At 51.3% G+C, this 26910-nt stretch carries 21 protein-coding genes; 12 read left to right on the plus strand and 9 right to left on the minus strand.

Annotation, left to right across the window (positions count from 1 at the left end; genetic code table 11):
- Positions 1–11: 11 nt before the first annotated feature.
- Both ddpX and JQ822_RS06860 read right to left on the minus strand, forming a co-directional pair.
- A complete protein-coding gene (gene ddpX, locus JQ822_RS06855; RefSeq protein WP_213132817.1) occupies positions 12–599 on the minus strand; it encodes a D-alanyl-D-alanine dipeptidase in 588 nt (195 codons plus the stop codon).
- Between the two features lie 14 nt (positions 600–613).
- The gene (locus tag JQ822_RS06860; protein WP_213132818.1) at positions 614–1480 is read right to left on the minus strand and encodes a MurR/RpiR family transcriptional regulator; all 867 of its coding nucleotides are present in this window, start codon (positions 1478–1480) and stop codon (positions 614–616) included.
- Positions 1481–1879: 399 nt separating this feature from the next.
- Between JQ822_RS06860 and hdeB the strand changes: the two genes are divergently transcribed.
- Both hdeB and JQ822_RS06870 read left to right on the plus strand, forming a co-directional pair.
- Positions 1880–2209, plus strand: coding sequence for an acid-activated periplasmic chaperone HdeB (gene hdeB, locus JQ822_RS06865; RefSeq protein ID WP_213132819.1), 330 nt, complete (start codon positions 1880–1882; stop codon positions 2207–2209).
- Positions 2210–2364: 155 nt separating this feature from the next.
- A complete protein-coding gene (locus tag JQ822_RS06870; protein WP_213132820.1) occupies positions 2365–4308 on the plus strand; it encodes a methyl-accepting chemotaxis protein in 1944 nt (647 codons plus the stop codon).
- Between the two features lie 49 nt (positions 4309–4357).
- Here the strand turns inward: JQ822_RS06870 and JQ822_RS06875 are convergent, their stop codons facing one another.
- Both JQ822_RS06875 and JQ822_RS06880 read right to left on the minus strand, forming a co-directional pair.
- Entirely contained in the window at positions 4358–5497 is a 1140-nt protein-coding gene (locus tag JQ822_RS06875) for an HlyD family secretion protein (protein WP_213132821.1), read from the minus strand.
- 2 nt (positions 5498–5499) lie between these two features.
- Positions 5500–5838, minus strand: coding sequence for a DUF3302 domain-containing protein (locus JQ822_RS06880; protein WP_213132822.1), 339 nt, complete (start codon positions 5836–5838; stop codon positions 5500–5502).
- A 196-nt stretch (positions 5839–6034) separates the two neighbouring features.
- On the opposite strand from JQ822_RS06880, the gene JQ822_RS06885 reads away from it, so the two are divergent.
- From JQ822_RS06885 to JQ822_RS06895, 3 genes are all read left to right on the plus strand, one after another.
- On the plus strand, positions 6035–6673 hold the full coding sequence (locus JQ822_RS06885) for a helix-turn-helix domain-containing protein (RefSeq protein ID WP_213132823.1): 639 nt from the start codon (positions 6035–6037) through the stop codon (positions 6671–6673).
- A 163-nt stretch (positions 6674–6836) separates the two neighbouring features.
- Positions 6837–7151 (plus strand): helix-turn-helix domain-containing protein, encoded by a 315-nt coding sequence (locus JQ822_RS06890; RefSeq protein WP_135321811.1) that lies wholly within the window; start codon positions 6837–6839, stop codon positions 7149–7151.
- Positions 7144–8412, plus strand: coding sequence for a type II toxin-antitoxin system HipA family toxin (locus tag JQ822_RS06895; protein ID WP_213132824.1), 1269 nt, complete (start codon positions 7144–7146; stop codon positions 8410–8412). The genes JQ822_RS06890 and JQ822_RS06895 overlap by 8 nt, the downstream gene beginning before the upstream one ends.
- 18 nt (positions 8413–8430) lie before the next feature.
- Here the strand turns inward: JQ822_RS06895 and JQ822_RS06900 are convergent, their stop codons facing one another.
- The 5 genes from JQ822_RS06900 to JQ822_RS06920 all read right to left on the minus strand — a co-directional run bounded on the left by JQ822_RS06900 (position 8431) and on the right by JQ822_RS06920 (position 18665).
- Positions 8431–9798, minus strand: a complete 1368-nt coding sequence (locus tag JQ822_RS06900) for a glycoside hydrolase family 10 protein (RefSeq protein ID WP_213132825.1) — start codon at positions 9796–9798, stop codon at positions 8431–8433.
- 12 nt (positions 9799–9810) lie between these two features.
- Complete coding sequence (locus JQ822_RS06905) at positions 9811–10095, minus strand: VF530 family protein (protein ID WP_213132826.1); 285 nt, start codon at positions 10093–10095, stop codon at positions 9811–9813.
- A gap of 158 nt (positions 10096–10253) precedes the next feature.
- Complete coding sequence (locus JQ822_RS06910; RefSeq protein ID WP_213132827.1) at positions 10254–11588, minus strand: HlyD family type I secretion periplasmic adaptor subunit; 1335 nt, start codon at positions 11586–11588, stop codon at positions 10254–10256.
- A 2-nt stretch (positions 11589–11590) separates the two neighbouring features.
- The gene (locus JQ822_RS06915) at positions 11591–13330 is read right to left on the minus strand and encodes a type I secretion system permease/ATPase (protein WP_213132828.1); all 1740 of its coding nucleotides are present in this window, start codon (positions 13328–13330) and stop codon (positions 11591–11593) included.
- Between the two features lie 10 nt (positions 13331–13340).
- A complete protein-coding gene (locus tag JQ822_RS06920) occupies positions 13341–18665 on the minus strand; it encodes a peroxidase family protein (protein WP_213132829.1) in 5325 nt (1774 codons plus the stop codon).
- 1007 nt (positions 18666–19672) lie between these two features.
- Here JQ822_RS06920 and JQ822_RS06925 point away from each other — a divergent pair.
- From JQ822_RS06925 to JQ822_RS06955, 7 genes are read left to right on the plus strand one after another with little or no spacing between them, the layout of a single operon-like run.
- Positions 19673–20227, plus strand: a complete 555-nt coding sequence (locus tag JQ822_RS06925) for a fimbrial protein (protein ID WP_213132830.1) — start codon at positions 19673–19675, stop codon at positions 20225–20227.
- 14 nt (positions 20228–20241) lie between these two features.
- Entirely contained in the window at positions 20242–20955 is a 714-nt protein-coding gene (locus tag JQ822_RS06930; protein WP_244848802.1) for a fimbrial biogenesis chaperone, read from the plus strand.
- Complete coding sequence (locus JQ822_RS06935; RefSeq protein WP_213132831.1) at positions 20942–23413, plus strand: fimbria/pilus outer membrane usher protein; 2472 nt, start codon at positions 20942–20944, stop codon at positions 23411–23413. Before JQ822_RS06930 ends, JQ822_RS06935 begins: the two co-directional genes overlap by 14 nt.
- A gap of 2 nt (positions 23414–23415) precedes the next feature.
- Positions 23416–24759, plus strand: coding sequence for a fimbrial protein (locus tag JQ822_RS06940; RefSeq protein ID WP_213132832.1), 1344 nt, complete (start codon positions 23416–23418; stop codon positions 24757–24759).
- Between the two features lie 7 nt (positions 24760–24766).
- Positions 24767–25423, plus strand: coding sequence for a fimbrial biogenesis chaperone (locus tag JQ822_RS06945; RefSeq protein WP_213132833.1), 657 nt, complete (start codon positions 24767–24769; stop codon positions 25421–25423).
- Between the two features lie 55 nt (positions 25424–25478).
- Positions 25479–26243: a winged helix-turn-helix domain-containing protein gene (locus JQ822_RS06950; RefSeq protein ID WP_213132834.1), complete on the plus strand. Its 765-nt coding sequence runs from the start codon at positions 25479–25481 to the stop codon at positions 26241–26243.
- Complete coding sequence (locus JQ822_RS06955) at positions 26230–26700, plus strand: hypothetical protein (RefSeq protein ID WP_244848804.1); 471 nt, start codon at positions 26230–26232, stop codon at positions 26698–26700. The genes JQ822_RS06950 and JQ822_RS06955 overlap by 14 nt, the downstream gene beginning before the upstream one ends.
- The last annotated feature ends 210 nt before the right edge of the window (positions 26701–26910 follow it).

The raw sequence follows: 26910 nt of genomic DNA on the forward strand, positions 1-26910 counted from the left end.
GGGCTCCAGAATTAAAAGGGGTGTGATGTTGTTATTTGTGGTGCAGAGAAACACGCAATACAGTCATCAAGCAGGGGATAGCGGGCAGCGTCAGGTAATTCAAAATGCCACCATTCGCTGCTGATCCCGACAAAACCGCCGCCTGACATAATGGCGTTAAGCAACAGTCGATTACGCTGCGCTGATGGGGGAACCGAAGGATGCCAGGCATGGGAACGATCGTGCATTTCATCAAAACCGGCGCCCATATCGAGAACATTGCCGCGTTCATCCATCAGCGTCACATCAATGGCTGTGCCCCGGCTATGGTTGGAGCCAATCGCCACGTCCACGACATACTGCGGGTCGGGACAGGCGTTCCACAGCATCGCCTGCGCCTGCTGTGGGCGATACGCGTCGTACACCACCAGGTTCAGGCCGGCCAGCTGCGCAATACTGATGCTTTTGGCCAGCCCAGTGACAGCATCGGTGTGTAACAAACAGCGCGCTTCCCGGTAGACGGGCGCGCCGGTAATGTTATCGCTGGTGGCGTATTTGAGATCGATATGCAGTGACGGAAATATCACCGACAGATCGACCAGTACGGGAGTCTCTGGCATAGCACGTTTCCTGTTTATTGTTCGAATTGACCAAACTGCTGTTGGAGTTGGCGATTGGTTTGCAGACGTCCGGCGAGGGCGTCGCCCAATTGCGCCACCACCGCGGAGAGTAATAAGTTGAACAGACAGCTGACGGGGGCTAGCGAATCCCAGAAATGTCCGGTGTCGGTTTTCACCTGGAGTAAATCAATGGCGTAGTCTCTCGCCCAGGGACACCAGACGTCGGTTATCAGCGCAAGCGGGATGTGACGTTCGCTGGCGACCCGGCAATATTGTCGTGACGTCGCGGAGTAGGCGCGCGTATCGGTTATCACCACATAAGGCTGGTTAAATCCTGAATTCAGTGACTCAACCCAGCTACCGGAAAGGCCTTCGGAGTAACTCACTTTGGGTCGCAGATATTCCAGATGGCTGAAAAAGGCGTTGGCGATCCCTCGGGTGGACTGAATGCCGAGGATATACACGGCCTCCGCGTGCGCCAGCTGCCGCGCTATGCGCAAAAATGTCTCGCTTTGCGCCAGCTGATAAACATGGGTAATGGCGTCAATTTCCAGCAGCAGCGACTGCTGCGCCCGGTCCGGCAGGCTTTGTTGCTGATGCCAGGAATCGAGGCGCTCATTCATTCCCCAGGGCTGGTAAGGGATTGCAGGCAGTTCGCGCAGGCTGGCTTTGGCGTCTTCCAGATTGCGAAAGCCCAGTTTGCGCAGGTAGCGCCCAACGGTAATCCCACTGGTTCCTGTCGCTTTGGCAATACCGTCGGCAGTTTCGAACGGGATCTGTGCAGCGTGTGCTAACAACCAACCGGCAACGCGCTTTTCACTGGGCGTTAGCTGGCTGAAAGTGTGTTCTACGCGGGCGAATAATTCAGGTTTGGATGTCATTACCGTCTCGCTGTTAGTTTTTTGTCAGATACCGTTTCGCTGTTACTGGATTAACAATGCAGGACGCGTGCCATGTTTACGCCGCCGTTTTACTGGCTTCATTTGTTAAAAAACGAGATATTTAATTAACCAATGATCAACATTTGTGCAGCGTAGTTCAGATTTGGTGCAACGGCATGGGAAGCGGGGTATGAATATGCTGAATTCGTCGGGACGATCACATTGTGGGTGAGATTTCCCCATCAACATCAGAATCGGTCACCTTAAATATAAATTTCAGCCATATCAACGACCACAATCTTTATTATTTTGACGGCAGGGGTATTATTTTTCTCGAACTACATTAACGGTTTAAAGCGCAAGTGTAGATATTATCTATATTATAAATGGAGTACTACAATGAATAAATTCTCCCTTTCTACAGCAGGTATTCTGGTTGCCGCGCTGTTAACCAGTGTCAGCGTCAGTGCAGCAACAGAAACAAACAAAACTGAAGTGACGCCGAAAGGTATGAGCTGCCAGGAATTTATTGATTTGAACCCGCAAACCATGGCTCCGGTTGCCTTCTGGGTGCTGAACGAAGATGAGGACTTCAAAGGTGGCGACTTCGTAGACTATAACGAAACGATCACCACTGCGGTTCCATTGACCGTTGAACTTTGCAAAAAACATCCGCAGAGCGAATTAAGCAAAATAAAAGCAGAGATCAAAAAAGAATTATCCAAATAAGATTAAAGACTTATTAAAACCCAGCCAAAGTGCTGGGTTTTGCTATAAGTGACAACGTCACTTATTTGTTTTGTAATACTTAAGAAAACCTTATAAAGATATAAACTCCGGTGCCGATACTGCATAAAAGTTAGCCTTTTGCAGAAGGAGTTTGTATGGCCTGGTATCCTACTCGTATTTCTACACGTTTAACCATTGGCGGCATTCTGTTGCTTGCCGTCACCACCCTGGTAATTGTCGCCATTATGCTTTGGCGCGGTCAGCCGCGCGTCGTTGAGATCAATACCGCCCTGATAGAAGAGACAGGGCAAGGTTTAACCCGCCAACTGAGTACCGTGTTGTCGCGCATTGAAGGCGAAACGGTCAGTTTGTCACGACTGGCCGAGGTGCTGCCTAACGATGAGTCCCTGTACCAAAGCGTGGTACCGCATCTGATTGGTGAAGATAATCATTCGATTATTACCGGTGGCGGGATCTGGCCAGAGCCGGGAGCGTTTACCGCCGGCGTGGAGAAACGGAGCTTTTTCTGGGCGCGTAATGCTGAAGGAAAACTGGTGTTTTCTAATGACTATAACGTCGACGGTTCAAGTGGTTATCATAATGAAAGTTGGTATCAGCATGCCAAAGGACAGCCGCAGAATAGCTGCCTGTGGTCTGATGTTTATCAGGATGCCAGTTCCGGCGTTAATATGGTGACCTGCAGTATCCCATACCAGCTCTCGGGCAAGTTCGCCGGGGTGGCGACCACCGATATTCGTCTGGATAATGTTGCCACCTTTATGCAACAACAGGGTAACAGCACCGGCGGCTATGCGTTCGTGGTCGATAAACAGGGGCAGATCCTGTATTTCCCACAGGCCGATAACGAAAAACATAAAACATTTGGCGATCTATCTCGCAGCGCACCATGGCTGGCTCCGGTCGAGAAGGGTCTGAAGTCGCTTCGCGTCGCAGACGGTGTGAAGAGCATTACGCTGGAAAATGACAACGTGCTGAATGCGCCGTCGCGGGTGATGCTGTTCCCGATGGCGGATACCGGCTGGGTTGTGGGTCTGGTCACGCCGGAATCGCGCATTGTTGGCCTCGCTAAAGTGATGATGCAGGACGTGCTGGAAGTGTTGATCCCGATTATGACGGTTCTGCTGGTGGGATCCTGGCTGGTGGTTCGCCGACTGATCTCGCGTCTGGACGATACCCGCCGTGCACTCGATGATATTGCGCAGGGCGAGGGCGATCTTACCCGTCGTCTCGATGTGCGCGGCAAAGATGAGATATCAGCCATCGCCGAGGCGTTTAATCTGTTCGTCGATAAAATTGCGGCCATTCTGATCACCGTCAGAAGCAGTAGCGTGGTGGTCGCCAATAACGCGGTTAGTCTGGCTGACAGCAATATGGAACTCTCTTCACGGGTTACACAGCAGGCGGCGGCACTGGAAGAAAGCTCAGCGGCGATGGAACAGTTAAATGCGACCGTTCATCAAAATGCGAGTAACACGCAGCTGGCGGACGAGCTATCTGATAATACCGCGCAAACGGCCAACCGCTGCGGTGATGTGATGCAGGGCGTTATCTCCACCATGGATAATGTCAGCGGCTCATCTGGCAGAATGGTGGAAATTGTCGCGGTGATCGACAGCATTGCTTTCCAGACCAATATTCTGGCGCTGAATGCCGCCGTTGAAGCCGCCCGTGCGGGCGATGCGGGCAGAGGATTTGCCGTTGTTGCCTCTGAAGTTCGCACGCTGGCACAACGTAGTGCGACAGCCGCGCAAGAAATCAAAGCGTTGATTGATGAGTCTGTTTCTCATGTTGGCAGCGGCAGTCAGCAGATCCACAATGCCGGCGAGCGTCTGGAAGAGCTGGTTAATAATGTGCGTCAGGTACGCCAGTTGATGGGCGAAATTCGCGTGGCGGGGGAAGAGCAGCGCAAAGGCGTGTCTGAAGTCACGCTGGCGGTGACCGAAATGGACAGCACCGTGCAGCAGAATGCGTCGTTAATCGATGACGCAGCCGCGCGTACCCAGGTGCTTAAAGAAGAAGCCGAACAGTTAGCGCTGCTGGTTTCGACTTTCAGATTGCCTGAACCGTCAGTTGCCTGAGAGTCGTAAAAGCCGTATCCGGGCGCAGATGTTGCGCCCGGATACGCAATTAATGATCCAGATAGAGGTAGTGCATCCAGCTGGTCATGCGTAAAAGTATTTTTCGTAGCAATGACAAAGCTTCAAAATGGTGAGCGGAATAGACGGCAACCTGCGCAGTCACACCATCTGGCAGTTGCTGTTCAGCCTGGTTGTCATCGACATCGATGCTGACGAGCACTTTGTTGCTACCTGACGCTACATTCAGCGATTGTAACGTTCCTTGCGCGTAATAGGCCCCGGTTGGGATTACCGGTGCTACGTTCACAACTTTTCCTGTGATCACCTGTCCGGGCAAACCATTGAAGACAATCTCCGCGTCGTCGCCCACGTTAAGACGTAAAATCGAGTTCTGGCGAAAAGCCGCCACAATTTGATTTTTGTGGGCAGGAATGAATACCATCACGGGTTTAAAAGGGAGCCTCGAGGCATACGTTCCCGGACGAACCAAAAGCTGGCTGACATAACCGTCGCTTGGGGCACGAACAATGGTTTGTTCATAATTAAATCGCGCCTCATCAATCTGTGCCTGTAAACTGGCGATCTGCGAATTTTGACCATTGATACTGCTGTCGAGCTCTTTTTGAATACTGTTCAATTCAGCATTGGCGGCATCCATTGCGGCATTCTGTGCCAGATAATCCTGACGAGCTGTATCAATATCATTGGCGGTAAACGGGTTGACCTTAGCCCGGCTTCCTTGCTGGTAGCGCTGATAATTTTTGTAATACTTATCGCGCTCAGCTTTTGCCTGCTCAAACTGAAGACGCGCGCTGTTGCGTTTTTCTTCCAGCGCCATAACTTCATGTTTTTGTGTGACGATATCCGCTTCCAGTTTTTCCAGTTTAGCTTTATAGCGGGTCGGGTCGATTTTAAAAATAATCTCACCTTTTTTGATTGGCGTATTAATTTTATCCGTAACTTCAGACACCACACCCGTGACCTGTGGGACAACAGGAATACCGACCACCAGTTTTTGCGCATCTTCAGTGTAGGGATGGTTATAATTCATCGTGAGAATTAACGCGCCCAGCATAACTATCCCACCGAGCACCGCCGACGGTACCGTCCATTTATTTAATGGCACTTTAAATATTTTGAAAATGACATAAACAATAGCTGCGTAGGTTAATATTAATAATGTTTCCACGTTCAATTCACCTTCGATTCCTGCACGTTGCTGGGTGCCATTTGTTCAAGGGTTTTCTCTAATGAAGCGATACGCGCTGTAAGTTCTGCCGCATCATTGAATGGGGTATGGCCATGCCAACCATTTTTATCGCTGTATAATGTTGCCCATATCCACAAAAATGGCCAGATTGCATGCAGTGTAAACAGACTGACCCAACCGGCAACATGAATAGCATCCCGGTGTGGATGATTGCGCTTTTTGGCAATTTCATAGGGAATGTCATGCAATATCAGCACACCATAAAAAATAATTAAAAATACGAAGACGAGCATCGCTAATGCTATATAGTTAAGTAACATAAAAACTCCTGTTGTTAGCGTGTATTATCACTGTTTTTTAATGGCAAAGAATTTTAATATGTTAAAAGTATAAAATAAGACTTTCTCAAAAAACTCAAAATATAAGTCAATCCAAAATTGGATTTTCCCAATTTGATTTTTTCCCTTATACGGATAATGATTAAAGAAAGACAAAATAAATAATTTTGAGCGTGCTATGACAAATCATCCTGATCAATCTGGTAGCTGTGCAGAACTTCTGTCGATAAATATCGCCAGACTTTTCAAAGCATTATTACCACTTTCCGAGCCCCAATCCTTATATCGCAGTGGGTCTTTTATCATGGACTCTCAGGGGGAGAACGGGATTTGGCTGCTAACCGAAGGCAGGATTGTGATCAGGCGCCGCATTGACGGACTTGTTCTGGCAAGCCAGCAGGCCCCAATAATGTTAGGGATGGCCGAATTTTTTCTCCCCACCGGGCATAATTTTTATGATATTGAGGCCGTCAGTCCTTGTACGACACATGTGGTCAAGAAAACAGATTTTATGACGATCGTGAATCGCGATCAGTTATGGGAATCGGTCGCGATAGTTGAAGCCTACATCATCCAGGTGATGAGTCAGCGCGATCGCCTCATTACCAGTCGCAGCGCAACGGATATGGTCTGGGGGCACCTCGAACTGCTGCAACAAGAGCCAGAGGAGATCAGAAAAAGAATCTCTGCAGCACAGTACATCAGGGAACGAACCGGGCTTTCCCGCAGTACCATTATGGATACACTTGCCAGACTCAAGCGGCAGGGGGCAATCCAACTTCAGCGCGGTCATCTGGTGTGCATCTGTACAGACTAACATCCCTCATTTTTCTTCACCATAAATCCAATATAACGGCCCTTATATTGATTTAACGTCGTTAACTCCCTTTTATTGTGTCTTACAAAACTTTGTATCACTCTGTGTTTAACTCTATAATATTGGGTGTAAAGGTCGATTTTCACAGATAAGGGCCAATATTATGGATTTATCCCTCCAGACACCCGCCGATATTGTCAAACTGCTTTGCGATCGGTTACGCAAAGAGCGACTGGCAAAGCAGATGACGCAAGCTGATGTGGCCGCCCGTTCGGGCATTGGGGTCAACACGGTATCGAATCTGGAAGCCGGTAAGAACGTAGGATTTGAGAATCTGGTAAAAGTGGCCATGGTGTTAGGCTATGGCGACGCACTTGCAGAGCTGTTCAAACCTAAAATTGACAGTCTGGATGATATTTTACGTTATGAGAAGAGCGCTGCGCGTCAGCGGGTGAAAAGGAAAAACGCGGATGCCTGAACAAGTTGATGTCTTTTATGAAGGCTGGGGTGAAAAATGGCTATGGGGGAAACTCATTTCCTCTACGGCGTTAACCGGGCGACCGTTGATCGCATTTGAATACAGCGAAGAAGCCATACGCAGAGGACTGGAGCTATCCCGGTTAATGCTGCCGCTGAATGGACCACGTTTACGCAGAGATTTTCCTGCGCATCAGTTGGGATTACCCGGTCCGGTCTATGACTCACTGCCCGATGGCTGGGGGATGTTGCTGATGGACAGGCTATTTAAGCGCCGTGGATTAAACGCCGCCCGCATTGGCCCTCTGGAGCGACTCAGCTGGGTAGGAGATAACGCCATGGGATCAATGACGTTTCAGCCTGTACAGGCAGACGCCCGGCAGTTATCAAATGAAGACGTCCCCCTCGACCAGCTCGCCTGCGAAGTTCAGGAAGTACTGAGTGGTGAGGGCGGAGAGTTTCTGCAAAGGCTGCTCCAGATGGGGGGATCACCACAAGGTGCAAGGCCGAAAGCGTTATTATATCGTGACACTGTCACGCTTAAATTCACAACAGTACCGTTTCCAGGCGCCGAGAGTTGGCTAATTAAATTTCCGGCAAAATATGAACACGCAGAAGTGTGTGCGATAGAAGCCACTTATGCCGAGTGCTTACGCCAGTGCGCAATCAGCACACCTGATACGGCCTATTTTAGCCTGCCAGGTGGACAGGCTGCATTTGCCACCCGCCGGTTCGACCGTTCTCATGAGATGCGAATTCCAATGCAAAGTCTGGCGGCGCTCACCGGTGCCAATTATCAGGTACCTGGCGCGCTTGATTACCGGGACTTTTTGCGCGCCACGCAAATTTGTACCAATGATGTCAGAGAGAAAGCGAAAGCGTTTGAGCGCGTCGTTTTTAATGTGGCTTTCAATAATCGGGATGACCATCCGAAAAACTTTGCGTATTTAATGTCGGCAGAAGGTCACTGGACCCTGGCTCCGGCTTACGATGTTACGTACTGCGACGGGCCTGGCGGATACCATCAAATGGATGTGCTGGGAGAAGCGTTGGATATTGAAAGAAAACATCTCGCAGGGCTGGGTGAGCAGGAAGCAGAATTATCTACGGTTAACGTCGCTGAGATAATCGAGAAAGTGTGTACGGTTGCTGAGAATTTTAGCCAGATAGCCAAAGACCGGTATCCCGGGCAAATTACGCCTGCCATGCTGAACGTGATACAGAAACAAATGAATGAAAATATCCGCCGCTTAATGTCATAGCGGCGGATAGCGGCAACATTACTGCCCCCAGCGATTGCGGATATAGGTCACCGCGTCCTGGGTCTGGGGCTGATTGAGGTAATCTTCTCTGAACAAAATCGTACCGTTGATGTGCGGCTCAGACTCGTTCATATCGAGCTGCTTTTTCAGTTCCGGGACGCCGCCGTTGACCGCCCAGTCGGGTTCTTTTCTCGACGGTTCACCGACCTTATACAGTGCAACGCCAATATACAGGCGGGTGTTAGTTGACTTGACCACGTCTGCCCACCACTTCGCCAGCACATCATAACGCGCGGCATCGCGGGCAAAAGGCCAGTAAAGCTGTGGGGCGATGTAGTCCAGCAGACCCAGTTGTACCCAGCGGCGAGTATCGGCATAGGATTCATCATACGCCGCCGCGCCACGCGTGTCGGAACCGGCCGGGTCGTGCGAACGGTTACGCCATACGCCTGCCGGACTGACGCCGAACTCCACTTCGGGATTTAGTTTCTTGATGGTTCGCGAAACCTGTTCGATCAACTTTTCCGTGTTATGTCGCCGCCAGTCCGCTTTCGAGGCGAATCCCTGACCATACTTTCTGAAGGTCTGGCTGTCGTTAAGCGCCGAACCGGGCGACTCGGTATAGAAGTAGTCATCAAACTGAACGCCGTCGACGGGATACTTCTCAACCACTTCCGCCACGATGCTGGCTATCCAGTCTCTGACTTCGGGAATGCCCGGGTCGAGAACAAAACGTTCTCCCGCCGTGCGGATCCACTCCCGATGCAGGACAAAGACGCTCGATGGATGTTGGGACAGGGTATTGTTTAACTCCGTCACGGTCCCCGACTTTGTGTTGACGGAAACGCGATAGGGGTTAAACCAGGCATGGACTCTCATGCCGCGCTTGTGCGCTTCGTCGAGCATAAACTGCAGCGGATCGTAACCCGGATCTTCGCCGATCTTGCCTGTCAGGGTATCTGACCAGGGTAAAATTTTAGATTGCCACAGCGCGGTGGCGTCAGGTTTGACCTGAAAAAACACGGTGTTGATCCCGAGGCGTTTTAGATTATCCAGCTTATCCGTCAGCGCTTTTTGCTGTTGGCTAATACGCAGGGTGGGCGAACTGACGTTAACGGAGGCGACCGGCGGCCAGTCCAGACGGGAAACTGTCGCCAGCCAGACGCCGCGCATGGGCTCCAGGCTGCGCTGCGGTTTAGTCAGCGGAGGCTGCGGGGGCGTTTTTGTCACCGGCGGCTCGGAAGAGCAACTGCCGAGTAAGAGCATGCTGCCGACGAGCGCGGCGAACCATTTCACGTTGGTTATCGGGAGTATGTTGCGAGAACGGGCGATGAGACTCGCCAGCTTTTTCTGATAATGACCTGAAATAAAACCGAATGCTGACATCTGATAAGGCTCTTATTTCTTAATACGACTATTAGCCCAGGGGTCAAAGGCAGGAGACTCTGTGTTTTCCGGGGCGTCATCATTCAGGGAATCAAGATACAGCGCTTCAACTTCAGCACGCGCCCATGGCGTGCGGCGCAGAAATTTTAAACTGGATTTAACGCTGGGTTCGTTTTTAAAACAGTTAATGTTGATGAGCTGGCTCAGCTCAGCCCACCCAAAGCGAGCAACCAGCGCATTGACCTGCATTTCAAGCGTTACGCCATGTAAAGGGTCTTTAGAAGTATGAGCATTCATATGAAGTCCAGTTCAGGAGGGCCAAATTAATCATTCGCACACGCAGTAGGCCTGCGAAGGGGAAGGTTACAAGAAAGCAGGGCGACCAGCAATGGCATAAACCGGCCTGATGCTCGCGAATGAGCATCAGGGTTTCTGTCGCGGTATAGAATTGACGATCAGTACTCTTTAAACGCCAGTTCCAGACGGGCGAGCAACGGTTTAAACAGGTAGCTCAAAAATGTCCGTTCACCGGTTTTAATCGTCACGCTGGCGGGCATCCCGGCTTTGATCTTGTAATCGCCCAACAGACGCGCACCTTCAGTTGAGACCTGCACTTCGGCGAGATAATAAGGCTGCTGCGTGGCTTCATCAATTAAACGGTCTGCGGAGACGGTTAATACATGCGCAGGCACCGACGGCAACAGCGCGTGGTTGAGGGCGGGGAACAGCACATCCACGGTTAACCCTGGGGCGAGTTTATCAATAGCATGCACCGGTATTTTGGCATCGATTTGCATCGGTTGGCCGGCGGCGACAATATCCATCAGATGCTCGCCTGGCTGAATAACGCCGCCGATGGTACTGACTTTCACGTCCAGCACCACGCCGTTAATCGGTGAGCGAATTTCAGTATTATCCAGCTCATGACGGATGGACACCAGTTCGTCTTCCAGCATGGCAACTTCTTTTTGGTTTTCAGTCAGCTCAGACTCCACCTCGCGCAGATACTGATGACGGACCTGATACGCTTTGATTTTCAGTTCGTTTTGCTGAGATTTGAGTTTGGCAATATTTAGAATATCTTCCGAAACACTGCTGGATATTTCAGCCGCCTCGCGTTCAAGCACCAACAATTGCGCTTTCGGATAGTAGTTTTTTTCGCTCAGCGCACGGATCGCGCCGAGCTCCCGGTTAATCAGAGTGAACTGACGATCGCGATAGCCTTTTATTTTGTTTAAATTATCCGTTTGCCCGATCAGGCCATCGAGCGTTTCCTGAATCATCGACAATTCATCCTGAATCGTTTTACGCCGGGTATCAAAGAGTTTGGCCTGCAAGTTTCTGACCTCTGTCAGACGTTTATTCCCGGAAAATTGCTGGGTCAGCGTGCTATTGAAGGCAATTTCCTCCAGACTGTCCCGTTCTGCCATCAGCCGATCTTCGATACTTTTTGCTGAAATATATTGGGCGTTTAGGGCGCTAAAACGCATATCGAGCTGCATTTTATCCAGACGGACGAGCACCTGATTTTTTTTGACCAGGTCACCTTCTTTAATAAAAATATCCGTGACGCGTCCACCGCTCAGATGTTGAATTGTTTTGCGGTTGCTTGATACGGTCACCGTGCCATCCGCGACGACGCCTGCATCCAACGGCGCTTGCACCGCCCAGAGCAGAAAGCCGCCGACGCCGAGCACAATGACGACGATCCCCCGAACGATCGGCGCCCAGATATTAGTATCCACATCAGCGGAACCCGAATTCCCGGACCCTTTATGGTTCTTTTTCATCTTCACGCCTCGCGTTTTTGTTCATTGTTGGATGAAGACGCTGTCGCCACCGGTTTCAATACGTTGGCCTGGCGTAAAGTGGTAAACACCTGGTCGCGGGTGCCAAACTCCTGGATTGCGCCGTCATTAAGCAGCAAGACCTTATTGACCACGCCGAGCAGCGTGGGTCGGTGGGAAATGATAACGGTGGTTTGTCCCTGCGTTCTGAGCGTGTTAATGGCCTTGATGAGGGCGAACTCGCCGGCATCATCCAGGTTAGCATTCGGTTCATCAAGGACCAGAAATGCAGGGTTGTTATAGACGGCGCGCGCCAGTCCAATACGCTGGCGCTGTCCACCGGATAGCTGGTGGCCGCCAGAACCCAGCAGCGTGTCGTACCCCTGCGGCAGGCGCAGGATCATCTCGTGTACGCCCGCCAGCAGCGCGGCAGCCACAATGAGTTCGCTGTCATTCTTCGTAAAACGGGCGATATTTTGCGCGATTGAGCCGTCAAACAGTTCGACATCCTGTGGAAGATAGCCGATAGACGGGCCGAGCAATTCTTTATCCCACTGGCAAATATCCGCGCCGTCTAACCTGACTTTTCCCGATATCGGTTTCCATACGCCGACCAGTACTTTAGCCAGCGATGTTTTTCCTGATGCAGACGGGCCGATAATCCCCAGCACTTCGCCTTGTTCAAGCTGAAATGAGATATTACGCAACAGTGGCGCATGCTGGCCTGGCGCCGCCGCAAAGACGCCTTCGACGCTGATATTCCCTTTTGGCTTCGGCAGAGTCAGAACATCTTTCGGTACCGGGTACTCCTTCAGCAGCGTCGAGAGCTGGTGCCACGCGCTGCGAAACTGCACGAACTGCTTCCAGCTGCCGATCACTTGCTCAACCGGGTTCAGGACTCGCCCCAGAATAATCGAAGCGGCAATCATCAGGCCGGGGGTAATTTGCCCCCCGATCACCAGTAATGCTCCGGCCCCCAGCGCAATGGACTGCAGCAGAACCCGAACAAAGCGGCTCAGACTGCTTAATCCTGCCGTTTTATCGGCGATTTGCGTTTGCAGTACCAGCACTTTGTCATGCTGTTCCTGCCAGTGAGATTTGAGGGTAGAGAGCATCCCCATCGCCTCAATGGTATCGGAGTTTTGCAGTTGCTTATTCAGTTTGGTGGCATTGTTGATGGTCAACGCATGGGCCTGCTGAATAGGGCGTTTAGTCGCTATTTCAGAGACCAGCGTCAGAATAAACAGCAAGGATATCCCGCCCAGCGAGAGATATCCCAACAGGGGATGGACAAGAAACGCGATAAATAAATAGATGGGCGTCCATGGGATATCCAGCAGGGCAAACAGACTGTTGCCAGAAAGAAACTGACGAATCTGATCAAGCTCAGCTATTGACTGCGCAGGGTTGTTATCACCGGTGGCAATCTTTCTTTTAAACGCCGAGTTAAAAATCAGCTGGCTTAACTTCACATCCAGCCGATTCCCCAGACGCACCATGACCTTAGCCCGGGCTGATTCAATCATGGCAATAACAATATATAAGCCGACAATAAGCAGGGTTAACATTAACAACGTAGTGGTGTTTTTACTCACCAGAACGCGGTCGTAAACCTGCAGCATATAAATTGCCGGCGCCAGCATAAGCATATTAATCACACAACTAAAAAACAGCAGTATAAGAAAAGTGGGTTTCGTTCCTTTTAAAGCATTATTCAGTTCTGTTGGCGTATGCTGGCGCGACATAGTCTTCTCCTTATACGATCAACGATCCATTGCCGTTGTTACTGGCAAGGGTGTTTGGCATTTCCAGATAAAAATCACCAATAGTGACGGTGCTTGAATTGACGCCGACCAGCGTAATGTTGTCAGTACCGATGGTGACGACGGTATTACCGTTGCTGCCGGTAATGGACACGCTGCTGGCAAAATTACCCGCATTAATCCCTAGCAAGACCAGATCCAGATAATCCTGGCCGCCGTTAGGGTTACTATCAAAGCCGGTAATACGGTCTCGCCCAAAGGCGGTGCCAAAGGCGAAGATGTCATTCCCGGTACCGCCATCCAGATTGTCATTGCCTTCCTGACCATTGAGAATGTCGTCGCCGTTGCCGCCGGAAAGGGTATCGGCACCTGCGCCGCCAATCATGACGTCGTTACCGTTTCCACCCTGCAAGTTATCAACGCCATCGCCGCCATCCAGGAAGTCATTGCCGACGCCGCCGAACAGCTGGTCGTTGCCTCCCATACCAAACAACTGGTCGTTGCCCGCACCACCTGTGATGATGTTGGCAAGACTATTCCCGGTACCGATAAAACCGCCGCTGCCGGTAAACACCAGCTCTTCCACGTTATCGGTCAGGTCATAGCTGCTGAGATTGGTGCGAACCACATCCGTCCCGCCGTTCAGACCTTCGATCACCACATCACCAAAGTCATTCACGATGTAGGTGTCATTGCCGCTACCCCCGGTCATGCTATCCGCCCCCAGACCGCCGTCGAGGGTGTCGTCTCCGGCATCACCCTGCAGCGTGTCTTGTCCCGCGTCACCAAACAGGTTGTCGTTTCCGGCTCCACCAACCAGCAGGTCATCACCCGCAGCACCCGACAAGGTGTCATTGCCGTTTTCACCGCGCAGAATGTCGCTCCATGCGGTACCTGTCAGGGTGTTGTTTCCGTTGTTACCAACAATCAGGTCACCAACCGGTTGGGTGGTTGTTGATGTCAAAACAACCGGGGGGTTGCCTTCGTCATCAACAACGGTGACCACCACCTGCAACGTCCGTCCTACAGCCGCCTGACCGGGCGTGTAGGTGGCCGAGGTAGCGCCGATAATGTTGACGAATCCGGTTGGGGTACTCATTCTCCATTGGTAGCTGAAGTTACCGCCGCTCAGACCATCGGCATCGGCAATACCCGAAACAACCGCAGTCAGCGTCAGGCTCTCGGTTGGCGTCAGGTCATTAATCACCGGCACACCGGTGGTCGCCTGATTACGAGGCATGATCGCCTGGGTTTGCGCAGAGACTAAGGTTTCCGCATCGCCCATGCGGTCGTTAAAACTGGCGACGACGCGCAGCGGAGCGCCCTGGATTGTCCCCGGTACCCTGAACTCCACCCCGGTCGCCTGATCCCGCCATTGCCCGTTAACAAATGCCTGCCAGGTCATAGTAATGGCGACATCCGCCGCGAGGCCGTTGCCATCCAGCAAGTCCGCTACGTTGACGCGCAGCAAGTCGCCCACCGAAGGTGCTACGCTACTGATGTTGACGTTGCCCGTCGCTTTCTGCGCCGTTACCCACAGCTGTTGGCCATCACCGAACTCCAGTTTTTCAATGTTCAGCAGGCGATCGGTACCATCATCCAGATTCAAGGCAGCATTTGGCGTTGCGTGGTCAACCCTGAGACTGCCGTCTGCCATACGGGTAAAGGCATAGTTACTGCTGACATCGCGGTAGACTGCCACATCAGTTTCAGTGCCATCGCCCTCATGCAAGATTTCACGCACGATAGACAGTTGATTCGGTTTCAGCGTGCCCGACAGCATGTACGATTTTAACTCGGCCATGCTTTCGGCGCTGGTCAGTCCCGCCATACCGGTGACGGCAATGCGTACGTTCAGCCAGGCATCACCATCAATGATGTCATTACCCGCTTTACCCATAATGCGGTCGCTGCCGCCGCCGCCGAGTAAAATATCGCTACCATCATCAGGGTTCAGGAGTACCGCGTTAGGATTAGCCGAGCGTTCTACGCCGAGAATGGCCTGTAAACCGTCAATTCTGTCAGCACCTTCCTGAGTGAGATTGTTGGAGAGGGGAACGCCCTGAACCGGCGCCGTACCAAGCGGCTGTTCCGTACCGGTTAAGATATCGTTGTATTTCCATCCCGATAGTCCTTCAACCAGGTCGAAACGGTCGCGCAGTATAAATTCCTGCTGATTGACGAAAATCGGGATCCCGAGGTCAGAGTTCGCCGCGTTCGGGTCGCCCTTATGGATAGCCCAGTCGAAACCGGCCATACCATTATTGCGCTGGATGCCCGCACCCTGAACCATGATGTCGTCACCGCCTTCACCATCGTAGTCAGTATCGTTGCCCTGACCATTCAGAACGTCGTGACCCACAATGGTACTGTTGAAGAACAGTTCAGAGTTGTCTCCGGCAAGGGTGTCAAATCCGTCGCCACCTTCCAGCCAGTCGTCACCTTCGTTCCCCATCAAGAAATCAGCGCCCGATCCCCCCAGTGCAAAGTCATTATCCTGCCCCGAGAAGACTTCCTGGGCATCTTCGCCGACGACCACGAAGTCACTGCCGCTGCCGCCAAAGACCAGATCGTTCCCGTTACCGGAGAAGATGACATCGTGTCCGGCATCTCCGTGCAAAAAGTCGGCATCGCCAACGGGCGTACCGGTGTCAGTAATGATGTCATCGCCGTCACCGCCGTGAACCACGTCCGCTTCATCGCCCCCGTCCAGACGATCATCACCGCCGTCGCCCCACAGGCTGTCGATGCCTTTCCCCCCGATTAACGTATCGTTGCCTGCCGTACCGCCAAGTACGACGTGCCCATCACCGGTATATTTCAGATATCCACCGTCGGCAAAGCCATCACCGTTCACATCAGCACCCGGATCGCGGCGTACCAGGAGCGGTGAGAGCAGATCCTTCAGTGGATTCCCCCATTTAGGATCAATTTCCGTTTGCAGGACGCGGTTCACTTCGAAAATATGGTCTGGTGTCTGGAACAGGTTGGCGGGCAGGTGGGAGGAACCATTTTCACCCAGATCGCTATTCCGCATGACCAGAGCGGAAAACGAGTTAGCCTCCAGTTCGTTGAGCATGTTCAGACCCTGAACGCGGCTCAGATAATAGAAACGGTCGCCGTCCTGCAACATTTCCATTTGCGTTTCAAAAACAAAGTTGAAGGTTGAACCCAGCATGCCGCCAAATTCGTTTTTGCGTTCAGCCAGCCCGCCGATCCAGAAATCGATCATGTTCAGGCCCGTTTCTTTGGTCGCCCACGCACCGGTACTGTTGAAAAAATCCATCGCATCCGCTGGTGGGGCATTGTTAGCGTCGCCAAACAGTAAGAAGTTAACCGCTGCGCGCTTACCTTCGAGGCTGGTAGCATTGAGGATCAGCTCGTGCTGACCATAGGCGGCCATAAAGTTAATGATCGAGGCGGGGTTTTTCAGGTACGTCGTAAAATCGGACCAACTGGTATAGGGCCGTAGTTGGCTATCACCGCTTAAGGCAAAGAACTGCTCACGGGCCTGATTCAGCGTTGGCATTGCCGTCTCACGTCCACGGGCAATGTTAAGCGCGCCTAAATCAAGCGGCAAACCGATGAGATTATTACGCAGGGCATCAGTAATAAATTCATCAATTTCGTTGCCGACTTGTCGCGTCATACCGCGCACAATCGCGCCGATAGCCTGTTCATCAGAAACGGTGGCACCGTTAATTTCATTAAATGCCACCGGATTAAGGAACGCCGCAATCAGGCCGATATCACCGTTTTGCATGTCAATGTCGGTACGCGCCACGGTCTCTGTCAGCATAGAGTGCCCGAAACGGTAAACGACATGTGCAAACTCGGCAAAGATCAGTGGGTTAATATCGGCCGTGTTTGAGAAGACAAACGGATCGACCGCAGGTTGTACAGTACGCGCAAATTCCTCGAAGACGAGGTGCTGGTACTGCATTTCCGTGGAGAAGCGTCCTGCCTGGAATAAATACTCTCCGTTCCATACCAGGGTGCTGGTATCCGCCGGCAGCTCGGTTATTTGGTGGTTCGGCATCAACCATTGGTTGATAAGGGCAACATCACCGGTTTCCAGCAGGGTGGTTTTATATTGCTCTACCAGGCGATTGTGTTCGCTGTGAAATACGGCGTGGACCGCGGTTAAACCAATGTTTTCATTACCGCGTCCGTCGCCGGTGATAAAGTGGCGGTCGAGCATTTCATCATCGTAGGTTCCAGTCGCCTGTGTGCCACCAATGACATCATCATTGTCGGCCACCAGACCCGTTTTTGGCGCGGCAGTATGCGCAATGTCATCAAGAAAAGCATGCCCGGTACGCAGCGTATCTGCGGATAAGACGCTACCGTTCGCTTCGACTAACCCGGCGGTCGTGACGATCTGCACTTTGCCATTTTCACTTAAAATCAAATTACCGTAACGATCGGTCGCCAGCAGGGGAACATTAAAAACGTCCTGATCGGTGAGTTTAATACCGAGCAAGTGTTCAGCCTGGTTTTTGACGTCAGCCCAGGTCGCCAGCCCACCGTTAGCCCCGCCTAATAAGTTACCGGTAGGCTCTGGTTTACCGTCGATTAATACGTATTCGCGGATAAAAATCTGATGCGAAGGATGGGAAGTGTAGGTTTGGTTTTGATCAATGAATGGGGTGGTCAGGTTTACAGTATCATGATTTTCATCAACTTCGGCTCGCGTTAATACCATAAAGTTAGTTGGTGATCCCTCCACATATAAAGGATCGTCGGGCTGCAACGGAATGAAGACAATGCCGTTCCCTCCTTTTGGTATTAAGTCCAGACCATGGTCAAAAAACTGCCCAAAAAAAGTCATCCAGCCATTAAAAGCGGGGGAGAGGCCAATGTCGGGAGACAGGTTAGGGATAGATAAACTGCCATTTCCCGTAGTCGTCCCGCCACCTGGGGCGTCTTTTAATTCGTTGAATGCTTCGAGTGCCGCCGGGTTAGACGCCGTTTGATCTGAGATTAAATTACTGATAATTCTGGGGTCTGCATCAATAACCGTGCCACCAATTTGCGTGTAGCTGGTCATCGCATCCGCATCCTGCCAGTTCAATGCCGTTAGCCTCGGCATTGTCTGGTCAGCAGAACCATATAATTCCTGACCCGGCAGGAGATTATTCCATGATCCGTCAACAGTGCGGAGTCCGTAGGGTAACAGCGGGCTGGATACTAAATCACGAAGCGCATCGCCATTGACGGTGCCATCCGGGTTAGTCGCTGCTTCAGATATTTTGATCTGCTTGAGAATAAAAGCGAGATCGTGCAGTGTGACAGTAAAGTCATATTGTGAGGCCATAATAATTACCCCTATCTTTGCCTTAAATTAGCTATCACCACTCGGTTCTTCTGTTTGCAACATACACATGAGAATGAGTCGTATTTAATTACTAATTGTTAGTGCATTGCAAAAGTCCATTTATTGAAATACTTAAAATATTAACTACGTAATTAGAGTTATTCTCCTGAAGTTATTGCTTAACGTAATAATCTCCACTTTACTTGTGGATTCAGCGTCAAAGAATGACAGACAGCCTTTTGCCCCATTGAATTTGTAGACATATTCAGGGTGCATAGCGTTAGAAGACGATGGTTTCGTTATGTTTAAACGGGTCGGGGTTTAATCTCACATTACATTTTTGTGATGATCATAACTATGGATTTTCCTGGTGCGACTTCACTCATACTTTTTGATGAGTAAGCGTGAATTTTCATTTCTTTACATTTCAATAGATGTCAATTTATTTTTACGCTGAAAAAACTGCGCCGGCGAGCAGGGTGGTTCTCAGAATATTACCACCTTATTACCACTCACTTATGCGGTACGCCAGAACAGATCATAAATAACCATGTTTATTATTTTTCTTACTAGTGAACATATCAACAACACCTTCTGTAAAAATTCATGCCGCGAACTCGTACCTACCCTGGCCTTTACGTACCGCAACGGTTTCTGTTGGTCACTAACACAATTAATCTGCGACAATCCTGAGTTTTATCTGCTTCCCATTAACTTAAGAAAAATTTTCCTTAAACGCATGTTACTTCCATTAAACCAATAAAAACATATAGTTAAACGCATGCAGAAGCGTTTATTTCTTATTTAAGATCGCTATTTATATCATTTGAGAAAACAAAGGTTTTAATCTCTGAGATTATTCTTAAACTAGTAATCATCGTAGGGTTATTCCTATGGTGCTATAAGACCTTGCTACCATATTGACTCCACCGCAAATAAATAGCGGAGGGAGACTATTGCGTAACATAGTCAGGATGCCTGTGCGTTTTTTATTAAGGATAGACAATATGAAAATCAAGATTCCACATGCCAGCTATATATTTGTTGCTGGTAGTCTGGCGCTGTTATTCGCTCAGATCGCTCATGCCGACTCAGCGAATACCATCACCTTTAAAGGCGAAGTGACCGAGCAAACTTGCGAAGTTACCGTTAACGGCGTAAATGCGCGGCCGGTAGTATTATTACCGTCTGTCGCTAAAAGCGAACTCGCGACTGCAGCCTCCTCAACAGGCCTGACAACATTTACCCTCGGTGTGACCGGTTGCACTATCGATACCGATGCTTTGGATATCAAGACGATATTTATCGCCAATAATATGACCGAACGCGGTAATTTGGCCAACACCGGTACGGCGCAAAACGTCGAGCTGCAGTTGATGACGAACAGCACCGGTACCACGCCTGTTGATCTGCGTAATGCAGCACCGGTTGCTGGCATCACTGTAGCGGCAGGCAGTACTTCCGGAGAACACGATTTCGCTGTGCAGTATTTCAGCCCGAGCGGCGGCGCGACCGCTGGTACGGTTGTCGGTACCGTGCAATACGCCGTTTCCTACCTGTAAGCGAGTTCGGTGTGATGAAAGGATTAGCGATAGTTTTGGCCGGAATGCTGATGTGCGCGAGCACGCAGGCAAGCATTGTCATGACAGGTAGCCGCATTATCTATCCTGCTGATAGCCGGGAAGCCAGCGTTCAATTGACTAACCGCGATGATTTCCCCAGCGTGGTTCAGGTCTGGCTGGATGATGGTAATGCGCAATCTGTACCGCAAACCGCGAACGCTCCTTTTGTCACCACGCCGCCAGTCTTCCGGCTGGCGGCACGAGCGGGGCAAACCGTGCGCTTGCGTTATGTGGGCAAACCGGTTGCGCAGGACAGGGAGTCGCTGTGGTGGTTTAATTTTATTCAGATCCCGCCGACAGACAAAGGCGCACTAGCAGACAATCAACTGTTAGTGCTGGTGCGCAGCCGCGTAAAAGTGCTGCTCAGACCAAAAGGGCTGGTGGGTTCACCGCTGGAGATGGCAAGTACCAGTCAGGTCTGGCTCCAGGAAGGTAAGCTGTTTTTGCGCAATAACAGTGGCTATTACCTCGCGCTTTCCGCGCTTGAGGTCAGCGGTGCAGGTAAAAAGCAGCGTATTCAGGGCGAGACTATCGCGCCGTGGACGACAGTATCATGGCCGACAACGATCTCGCTGCTGGGCAAAGCGCAGATGCGCTGGATTAATGACCAGGGTGCGACCTTAACCGGACGCGTGACGGTAGAGAATCCGGGCAATGTCCATCATTAGTCCGCGCTGGTGGTGGCTACTTCTGTCCGGCGCTGCCCCCGTTTTTGCAAGCGAATACACCTTCGATGAGGCCTTATTGCTCGGCAGTGGCTACGAAAAAGGGTTGGCGCAATTCAACGATCAAGGGAGTGTGGCCGCCGGACGTTACAGTGTCGATATCTGGCTGAACGGGCAGTACGTTGGCCGGGATGATGTACTGTTTCGCCAGAATTCGGATGGGCGCATTGCCCCCTGTCTTCCGAGCAAATTTTGGGATGAGCAGGGCGTTATAGCGACGCAAGGATTATCTGAGGCGTGCATTGAGCCTGCAGTGCGCGTCAGCGGTGGGCAGTGGGATTTCGATCAGGGTGTGCTGCGCCTGAATCTGAGCGTGCCGCAGGCTGCGCTTAAACGAACACCGATGGATTATGTGCCACCTTCACAGTGGCAGAGCGGTGAGAGTGTACTGTTTAGCAACTACAACCTGCACGTTTATCACAACAAAAATAACGGACTGCAAAGTGATTACGGCTGGCTGGGACTTAACAGCGGCTTCAACATTGGCAGCTGGCAGTTTCGCCAGCAGTCCTCCGCTAACTGGCGGCGTGACGACTACCGTGAAACCCAACGCTGGGACGCGCTGCAAACCTGGCTCCAGCATCCGATAGCTAAACTGGAAAGCCTACTGACCGTAGGCGAAAGCTACACGCCGGGCAACCTGCTTGGCAGCATGGCGTTTACGGGTATCAAACTGGAAACCGATCAGCGGATGTGGCCACAGTCACGACGCGGCTATGCGCCCGAAATTCGCGGTACGGCGTCTACGCCCTCGCGCGTGGTGGTCAAACAAAATGGTCGCACACTATACGAAACCAGTGTGCCGCAGGGACCCTTTGTACTTGATGATTTACCGAATACGGCCTGGGATGGGGATTTACAGGTTGAAATAACCGGCGCAGACGGTAAACAAAGTGGCTACACCGTGCCTTATGCCAGCGTACCTTTATCGCTGCGCCCTGGCGTCTGGCGCTACGGTCTGGTTGCGGGAAAAACCCGTGATTACAGCGCAGCCGACAGCCTGTTTACCGATTTCACTCTGGAGCGTGGGGTCACCAATTTGCTGACTGCAAACGGTGCCTTGCGGATCGGTGACGATTATCAGGCGCTGCTGATGGGCGGTGTTCTGGCAACCACGTTCGGCGCTTTTGGCGTAGATCTTACCGGTTCGCGGGCGCGGGTCGCCTCTCAGTCGCTGAGCGGTTGGCGTTTGCAAACTAACTGGAGCAAAACGTTCGGCCCGACGGGAACGCACGTCGCGCTGGCGGGTTATCGCTATTCCACGCAGGGCTACCGTGATTACGGTGATGTGCTGGGCGAGCGAAAGGTAAACGAAGGCGATGCGCAGTGGCGTTCGGACACGCTGCGCCAGAAAAATCAGTTTACCGCTACTGTTAACCAGACGCTGGGCGGCTACGGAAACCTGTGGTTATCAGGCTCGATGATGGATTACTACGGCGGCCGTGGAAACAGCTCTCAGTTACAAGCCGGGTACAACACCACCCTCGGTCGTATGACGCTTGGCGTGTCCTTTAGCCGACAGGACACCTGGTTACGTAGCGGAAACAACGCGCAGGGACAAAAAGAGAATATGGCGACGCTGACGCTCTCGATACCCCTCAGTTTTGGTGAACGTGAGCATACCCTGGCTCTCTCCGTCAGTCAGGCACAGCAGGCCGGACGCAACGCGCAGGTCGCCTTGTCCGGTGCAATTGACAGTAAAGAAACGCTCAATTACGCGCTGTCTGCGGGTTGGCAGCAAGGACAGAGTGACTCCAACAGTGTAAGCGACTGGAGCGGGTCGCTACAAAAAAATACCGCCTTCGGTACGCTAAACGGCAGCGTTTCACAGTCGCAAAACTATCAGCAGTGGTCTGCCGGTGTACGCGGCGCGGTGGTCGTACATCGTCATGGCGTGGTCGCCGGGCCGTGGGTAGGCGACACCTTTGCATTAATAGAAGCGCCGGGCGCAATGGGGGCCCGGGTTGGCGGTGGGCAAGGGGCAACGGTGAACAGTGGCGGTTATGCGCTGGTACCGTCGCTAACGCCTTATCGCTATAACAATGTGACCCTCGATGGAAGCGAAATGAACACGAATGCAGAGCTACAAGAGAACCAGCGTCGGATTGCACCGATGGCGGGCGCCGCAGTAAAACTGCGCTTTGCGACGATTTCTGGCTACCCGCTGCTCATTACTGTGGATAGCGAAGCGGCACTGCCGGTGGGGGCATCCGTGACCGATGAGCGGGGACGTATCGTAGGTATGGTAGCTCAGGGGAATCAGGTTTATGCCCGTGTCGAGGGTGAGCAGGGACAACTGACGTTTGAAGGCAGTGACTGCTCCCTACCATGGACACTTAACGAACAACAGCGCACAGAGCCGCTCATTGCATTAACGGTGGCCTGCGTGGTGAAAGGATGATCATGACGCGATTTCTTCTGCTGCTGGCTCTGCTTTCCTCCGGGGCGCAGGCCGCGTGCGAATACATTATTTATCCGTACAAATCGGGAAGCAGCGGCGCGCAGGGAACGCACCGACTCAGTGCAAGTACGGATGGCATCGCCAATGACTGGCGATCCGGTGGCGGAAATGACGCCTGGAATGGTCTGTTACCGGGCCTGAGTAAATCGGTGGATGTGACCAGCAATAGCAGCTTCCAACCGGCGGGGACAATCCTGACATCCAGCGGTGGTATTCCGTTCACCACCTATGCGCACAAAGGCGGTGGATACGATCCAGAGCAGGTCTTTTTTCGCTGTACGCCGGATACCGTCGGACAGCTTTATGAAGCCTGGTCAACCAATGGAGATGACGCCTACGCGGGTTGGTATGAAGCAACGGATGTGCCGGGGGCGCGTTTAACCGTCATGAAGAATGTGGCGCTGCGTTTGACCCATGACGCGACGGGCAGCGTCTTTACCGACAGTTGGCAACAGCGTCCACTGGAAAATCTGGATCTCGATACCAATGGTAACTTCCTGATTAAGGCCAAAAATTTCTCGACAATAAGTGCGGAGCTTATCAAAACGCTGGATACGCGCTATTACGTCAATCAGGCGCAGTCCGCGACCTATAACAGTTACGTGAATCCTAATGCCTACGTGGTGTTTCGCGGGCCGGGAACCACGTCCTGGGGGATAAAAGTAGGGCAGCCGCATCGGGGTGGAAACTGGGCGGGTTGGGCCAATGACTGGCCATCGGTGATAAGTCTGTACAATAACGGCATTTCTGTTAAACGGGCGGCCATGTGTCAGGTGACGGACTTTACGCCGGTAGTGCATCTGCCTCCGATTTCCGTCGCCCAACTCAGACGTGGGGAATATTCATCTGTGCCATTCCAGATAGGATTCGCCTGCGAATCAACGGTCGTATCTGGTGTGGCGACAGGGAAGAATAATGTGGCGATGGGGCTACTTGCGCCGGAAAGCAGCGTCAATAGCGCCTGGGGTTTTAATTTGATCACCGGTAAAACGGTGACCTGGCTGCTGGATACGCAATATGGTGCTGCCGGACATGCCCGTGGTGTAGGCGTTCAGGTTTACCGGGCAGGTAATCCAGTAAATTTTATGGCGATATCGACTACGGGCAGTGGAACAGAAGGCGGCTGGATGCCGGTTATTAGCAACAATACGCAGCACAATGGCAGCCAGGATGGCGTGAATTACTACAACGAAACCTTCGAAGCCCGTCTTGCGAGCTTTGGGGCAGATACGTTAACGGCGGGGAGTTACCAGTCACATGTCCAAGTTTTACTGCGTATTCAGTAGTATCTGGATGTTAGCGCTCAGCGTACAGGCCGCGGTCAATATCAACACAACCCGCGTAATTTTCAATCACGGTGAAACGCAGCGGTCAGTGATGCTGGTAAACGACGGTGATTATCCGGTAGTCGTGCAAAGCTGGGTTGATGACGGTTCACCTGAGAAGGGACCATCGCAAGCAAGTGCGCCTTTTGTCGTACTGCCGCCAGTGCTAAAAATTCGACCCGGCGAACAGCGAGAACTGCGAATCATGACTACCGGTAAGGGGCTGGACGACGATCGTGAATCGTTATTCTGGCTTAACGTTTATCAAATTCCCCCAGAAATGAAAACCACTCAGGCAGGTGAAAAAGTACGTTTAGCGCTAAGAAATCAGCTAAAAGTCCTATGGAGACCGAAAAACACAGGGGTGTTAACTGAAAAAACCATCAATCTTCTAAGTTTTCGCCATGAAGGCGGGGTAATTTACGCAGTAAATGACAGTTCATGGAACATAACCCTGGCTAATGTGATTTTTGGAGACTATTCCATCACTGGAATAGTGGTTTCACCGCATTCTCGGCGAGTAATTTTTAAGATGACCGCTCCTGAAATGAGGAATAATAAGATAAACTTTACAGTGGTTAACGATGAAGGAAATCGTTGGGGATTTTCAACTGTTGTAAATTAATGCAGGATGAACTCATTTCGGCTAAATTGACAAACACCCACATTCAGGGATCATGATGGCAAAAATATTTTTGCTCAACGGCACTGTTGTATTCTGGCCAGAGCGAAACGTATTGTACGCGAAATCAGATGAGACAAAACGTCAAACGTTAAGTAATCCGGCAACCCGTTGTTTACTATTATTAATTCAGCAACAGGGCCAGGTTATTGAACGCGATTATTTCTTTGAGCATGTCTGGTTTATTAACGGTGCTCAAGTCACCAATAATACCTTCTACCAGAACATTTCATTGCTGCGCCGCGCATTTAAAGAGCTGGGGCTGAATGAAGAGCTGATCGTTACCGTGCCGAAAGTAGGGATCCGTCTTGAACCACAGCTAGAAGTACTGGAGCAGGAGGCAGAAGAGCCTTCTGGCGATCAACCAATAGATTCATCATATTCGTTGGGAAGAGCGTCGCCAAAAGCACCGCGTAATCCTGCATTCTGGTGGGTATTGGCGGGAGTTGTCAGTTGCATTTTAGCCTCAGTCGTGACCTGGCAGACGCAATTTGATGCCAGACTCAGCCATTATGTGCCACTGAGTGTAGGGGAGGGATGTCACTGGTACGCTAATCAGGATGTGCTGAAATTTGATAAGCATCAGCAATTTATACGGACCAGTACGCTGGATTGTCAAAGTTACCCCTGGATTTACCTAACGCTGTATCCGAATTTTCCACGGATTTCTGCATTAACCTGTCGGCAGCAATATAGCCGCTGGCGGGATAATGACTGCGTTACACACTATTATTTCAAGGAGTCCAGAAATGTGGGTGCGTAATTTAAAATGGGGCCTTTGCCTCATCGTTGCGGTGGCGATAACGGTCACGGCTACGTTAATGCTACAGAGCTGGCAGCATTCACATTTCGATTGTTCTGGTGAGTTATTGATGGAGTATCCAGATATTCGTGGCGATATTTCCGTCAGATATGTTTTTAATGGCGCTAGCGGAGTTGCTATTTTACGCGGGCAAATTATCGATAATAACGGCGAGACGCTGGCGGTGAATCAGAATGTCTGGTTTTCCTTCACCCGCAAAGATGATGATTATTTCCTGCTATCAGAAAATGTTGCATCCAGTTCAGGAGGACTGAAGGTTCACCCGTTACTGGCCAGAACGCTGCCAGATTTTTATCTCAAGGCTAAAGAGCCTTTCTATTTCAGCGTAGTACGGCTCAACAACAGTACCCGACAGTTCTATACCAGTCGCTCACCATCAGTGTTTTGCCGCAACTAGCGGCAATGGTAGGGGCATTTTTTTCCCTTAATTCTCTGAATTATCTACCCGTTCACGCAAGCAGCGCGCCAACTGGTCTACCGTTTTCCCATGATCACATGCACGGTCAGCAGACTTTCCACCGGAATTGATTCTGCATTTAGCCCGCATTTCGCAAGGAGCAACGATGCAAACAAAGAACTGGAACCTGGGACTGTCGTTAATGGCAAA

The sequence above is a fragment of the Citrobacter sp. FP75 genome, from assembly GCF_018342065.1.
Taxonomy (GTDB): Bacteria; Pseudomonadota; Gammaproteobacteria; order Enterobacterales; family Enterobacteriaceae; genus Citrobacter.

Excerpts from the sequence above, each read along its gene's own strand:
- JQ822_RS06910 (WP_213132827.1), bottom strand. The coding sequence starts at position 11,588 with ATGAAAAAGAACCATAAAGGGTCCGGGAATTCGGGTTCCGCTGATGTG.
- JQ822_RS06905 (WP_213132826.1), bottom strand. The coding sequence starts at position 10,095 with ATGAATGCTCATACTTCTAAAGACCCTTTACATGGCGTAACGCTTGAA.
- JQ822_RS06880 (WP_213132822.1), bottom strand. The coding sequence starts at position 5,838 with ATGTTACTTAACTATATAGCATTAGCGATGCTCGTCTTCGTATTTTTA.
- JQ822_RS06955 (WP_244848804.1), top strand. The coding sequence starts at position 26,230 with ATGTGGGTGCGTAATTTAAAATGGGGCCTTTGCCTCATCGTTGCGGTG.
- JQ822_RS06885 (WP_213132823.1), top strand. The coding sequence starts at position 6,035 with ATGACAAATCATCCTGATCAATCTGGTAGCTGTGCAGAACTTCTGTCG.
- JQ822_RS06950 (WP_213132834.1), top strand. The coding sequence starts at position 25,479 with ATGGCAAAAATATTTTTGCTCAACGGCACTGTTGTATTCTGGCCAGAG.
- JQ822_RS06870 (WP_213132820.1), top strand. The coding sequence starts at position 2,365 with ATGGCCTGGTATCCTACTCGTATTTCTACACGTTTAACCATTGGCGGC.
- JQ822_RS06895 (WP_213132824.1), top strand. The coding sequence starts at position 7,144 with ATGCCTGAACAAGTTGATGTCTTTTATGAAGGCTGGGGTGAAAAATGG.
- JQ822_RS06945 (WP_213132833.1), top strand. The coding sequence starts at position 24,767 with ATGTTAGCGCTCAGCGTACAGGCCGCGGTCAATATCAACACAACCCGC.
- JQ822_RS06935 (WP_213132831.1), top strand. The coding sequence starts at position 20,942 with ATGTCCATCATTAGTCCGCGCTGGTGGTGGCTACTTCTGTCCGGCGCT.
- JQ822_RS06860 (WP_213132818.1), bottom strand. The coding sequence starts at position 1,480 with ATGACATCCAAACCTGAATTATTCGCCCGCGTAGAACACACTTTCAGC.
- JQ822_RS06900 (WP_213132825.1), bottom strand. The coding sequence starts at position 9,798 with ATGTCAGCATTCGGTTTTATTTCAGGTCATTATCAGAAAAAGCTGGCG.
- JQ822_RS06920 (WP_213132829.1), bottom strand. The coding sequence starts at position 18,665 with ATGGCCTCACAATATGACTTTACTGTCACACTGCACGATCTCGCTTTT.
- ddpX (WP_213132817.1), bottom strand. The coding sequence starts at position 599 with ATGCCAGAGACTCCCGTACTGGTCGATCTGTCGGTGATATTTCCGTCA.
- hdeB (WP_213132819.1), top strand. The coding sequence starts at position 1,880 with ATGAATAAATTCTCCCTTTCTACAGCAGGTATTCTGGTTGCCGCGCTG.
- JQ822_RS06915 (WP_213132828.1), bottom strand. The coding sequence starts at position 13,330 with ATGTCGCGCCAGCATACGCCAACAGAACTGAATAATGCTTTAAAAGGA.
- JQ822_RS06925 (WP_213132830.1), top strand. The coding sequence starts at position 19,673 with ATGAAAATCAAGATTCCACATGCCAGCTATATATTTGTTGCTGGTAGT.
- JQ822_RS06940 (WP_213132832.1), top strand. The coding sequence starts at position 23,416 with ATGACGCGATTTCTTCTGCTGCTGGCTCTGCTTTCCTCCGGGGCGCAG.
- JQ822_RS06890 (WP_135321811.1), top strand. The coding sequence starts at position 6,837 with ATGGATTTATCCCTCCAGACACCCGCCGATATTGTCAAACTGCTTTGC.
- JQ822_RS06930 (WP_244848802.1), top strand. The coding sequence starts at position 20,242 with ATGAAAGGATTAGCGATAGTTTTGGCCGGAATGCTGATGTGCGCGAGC.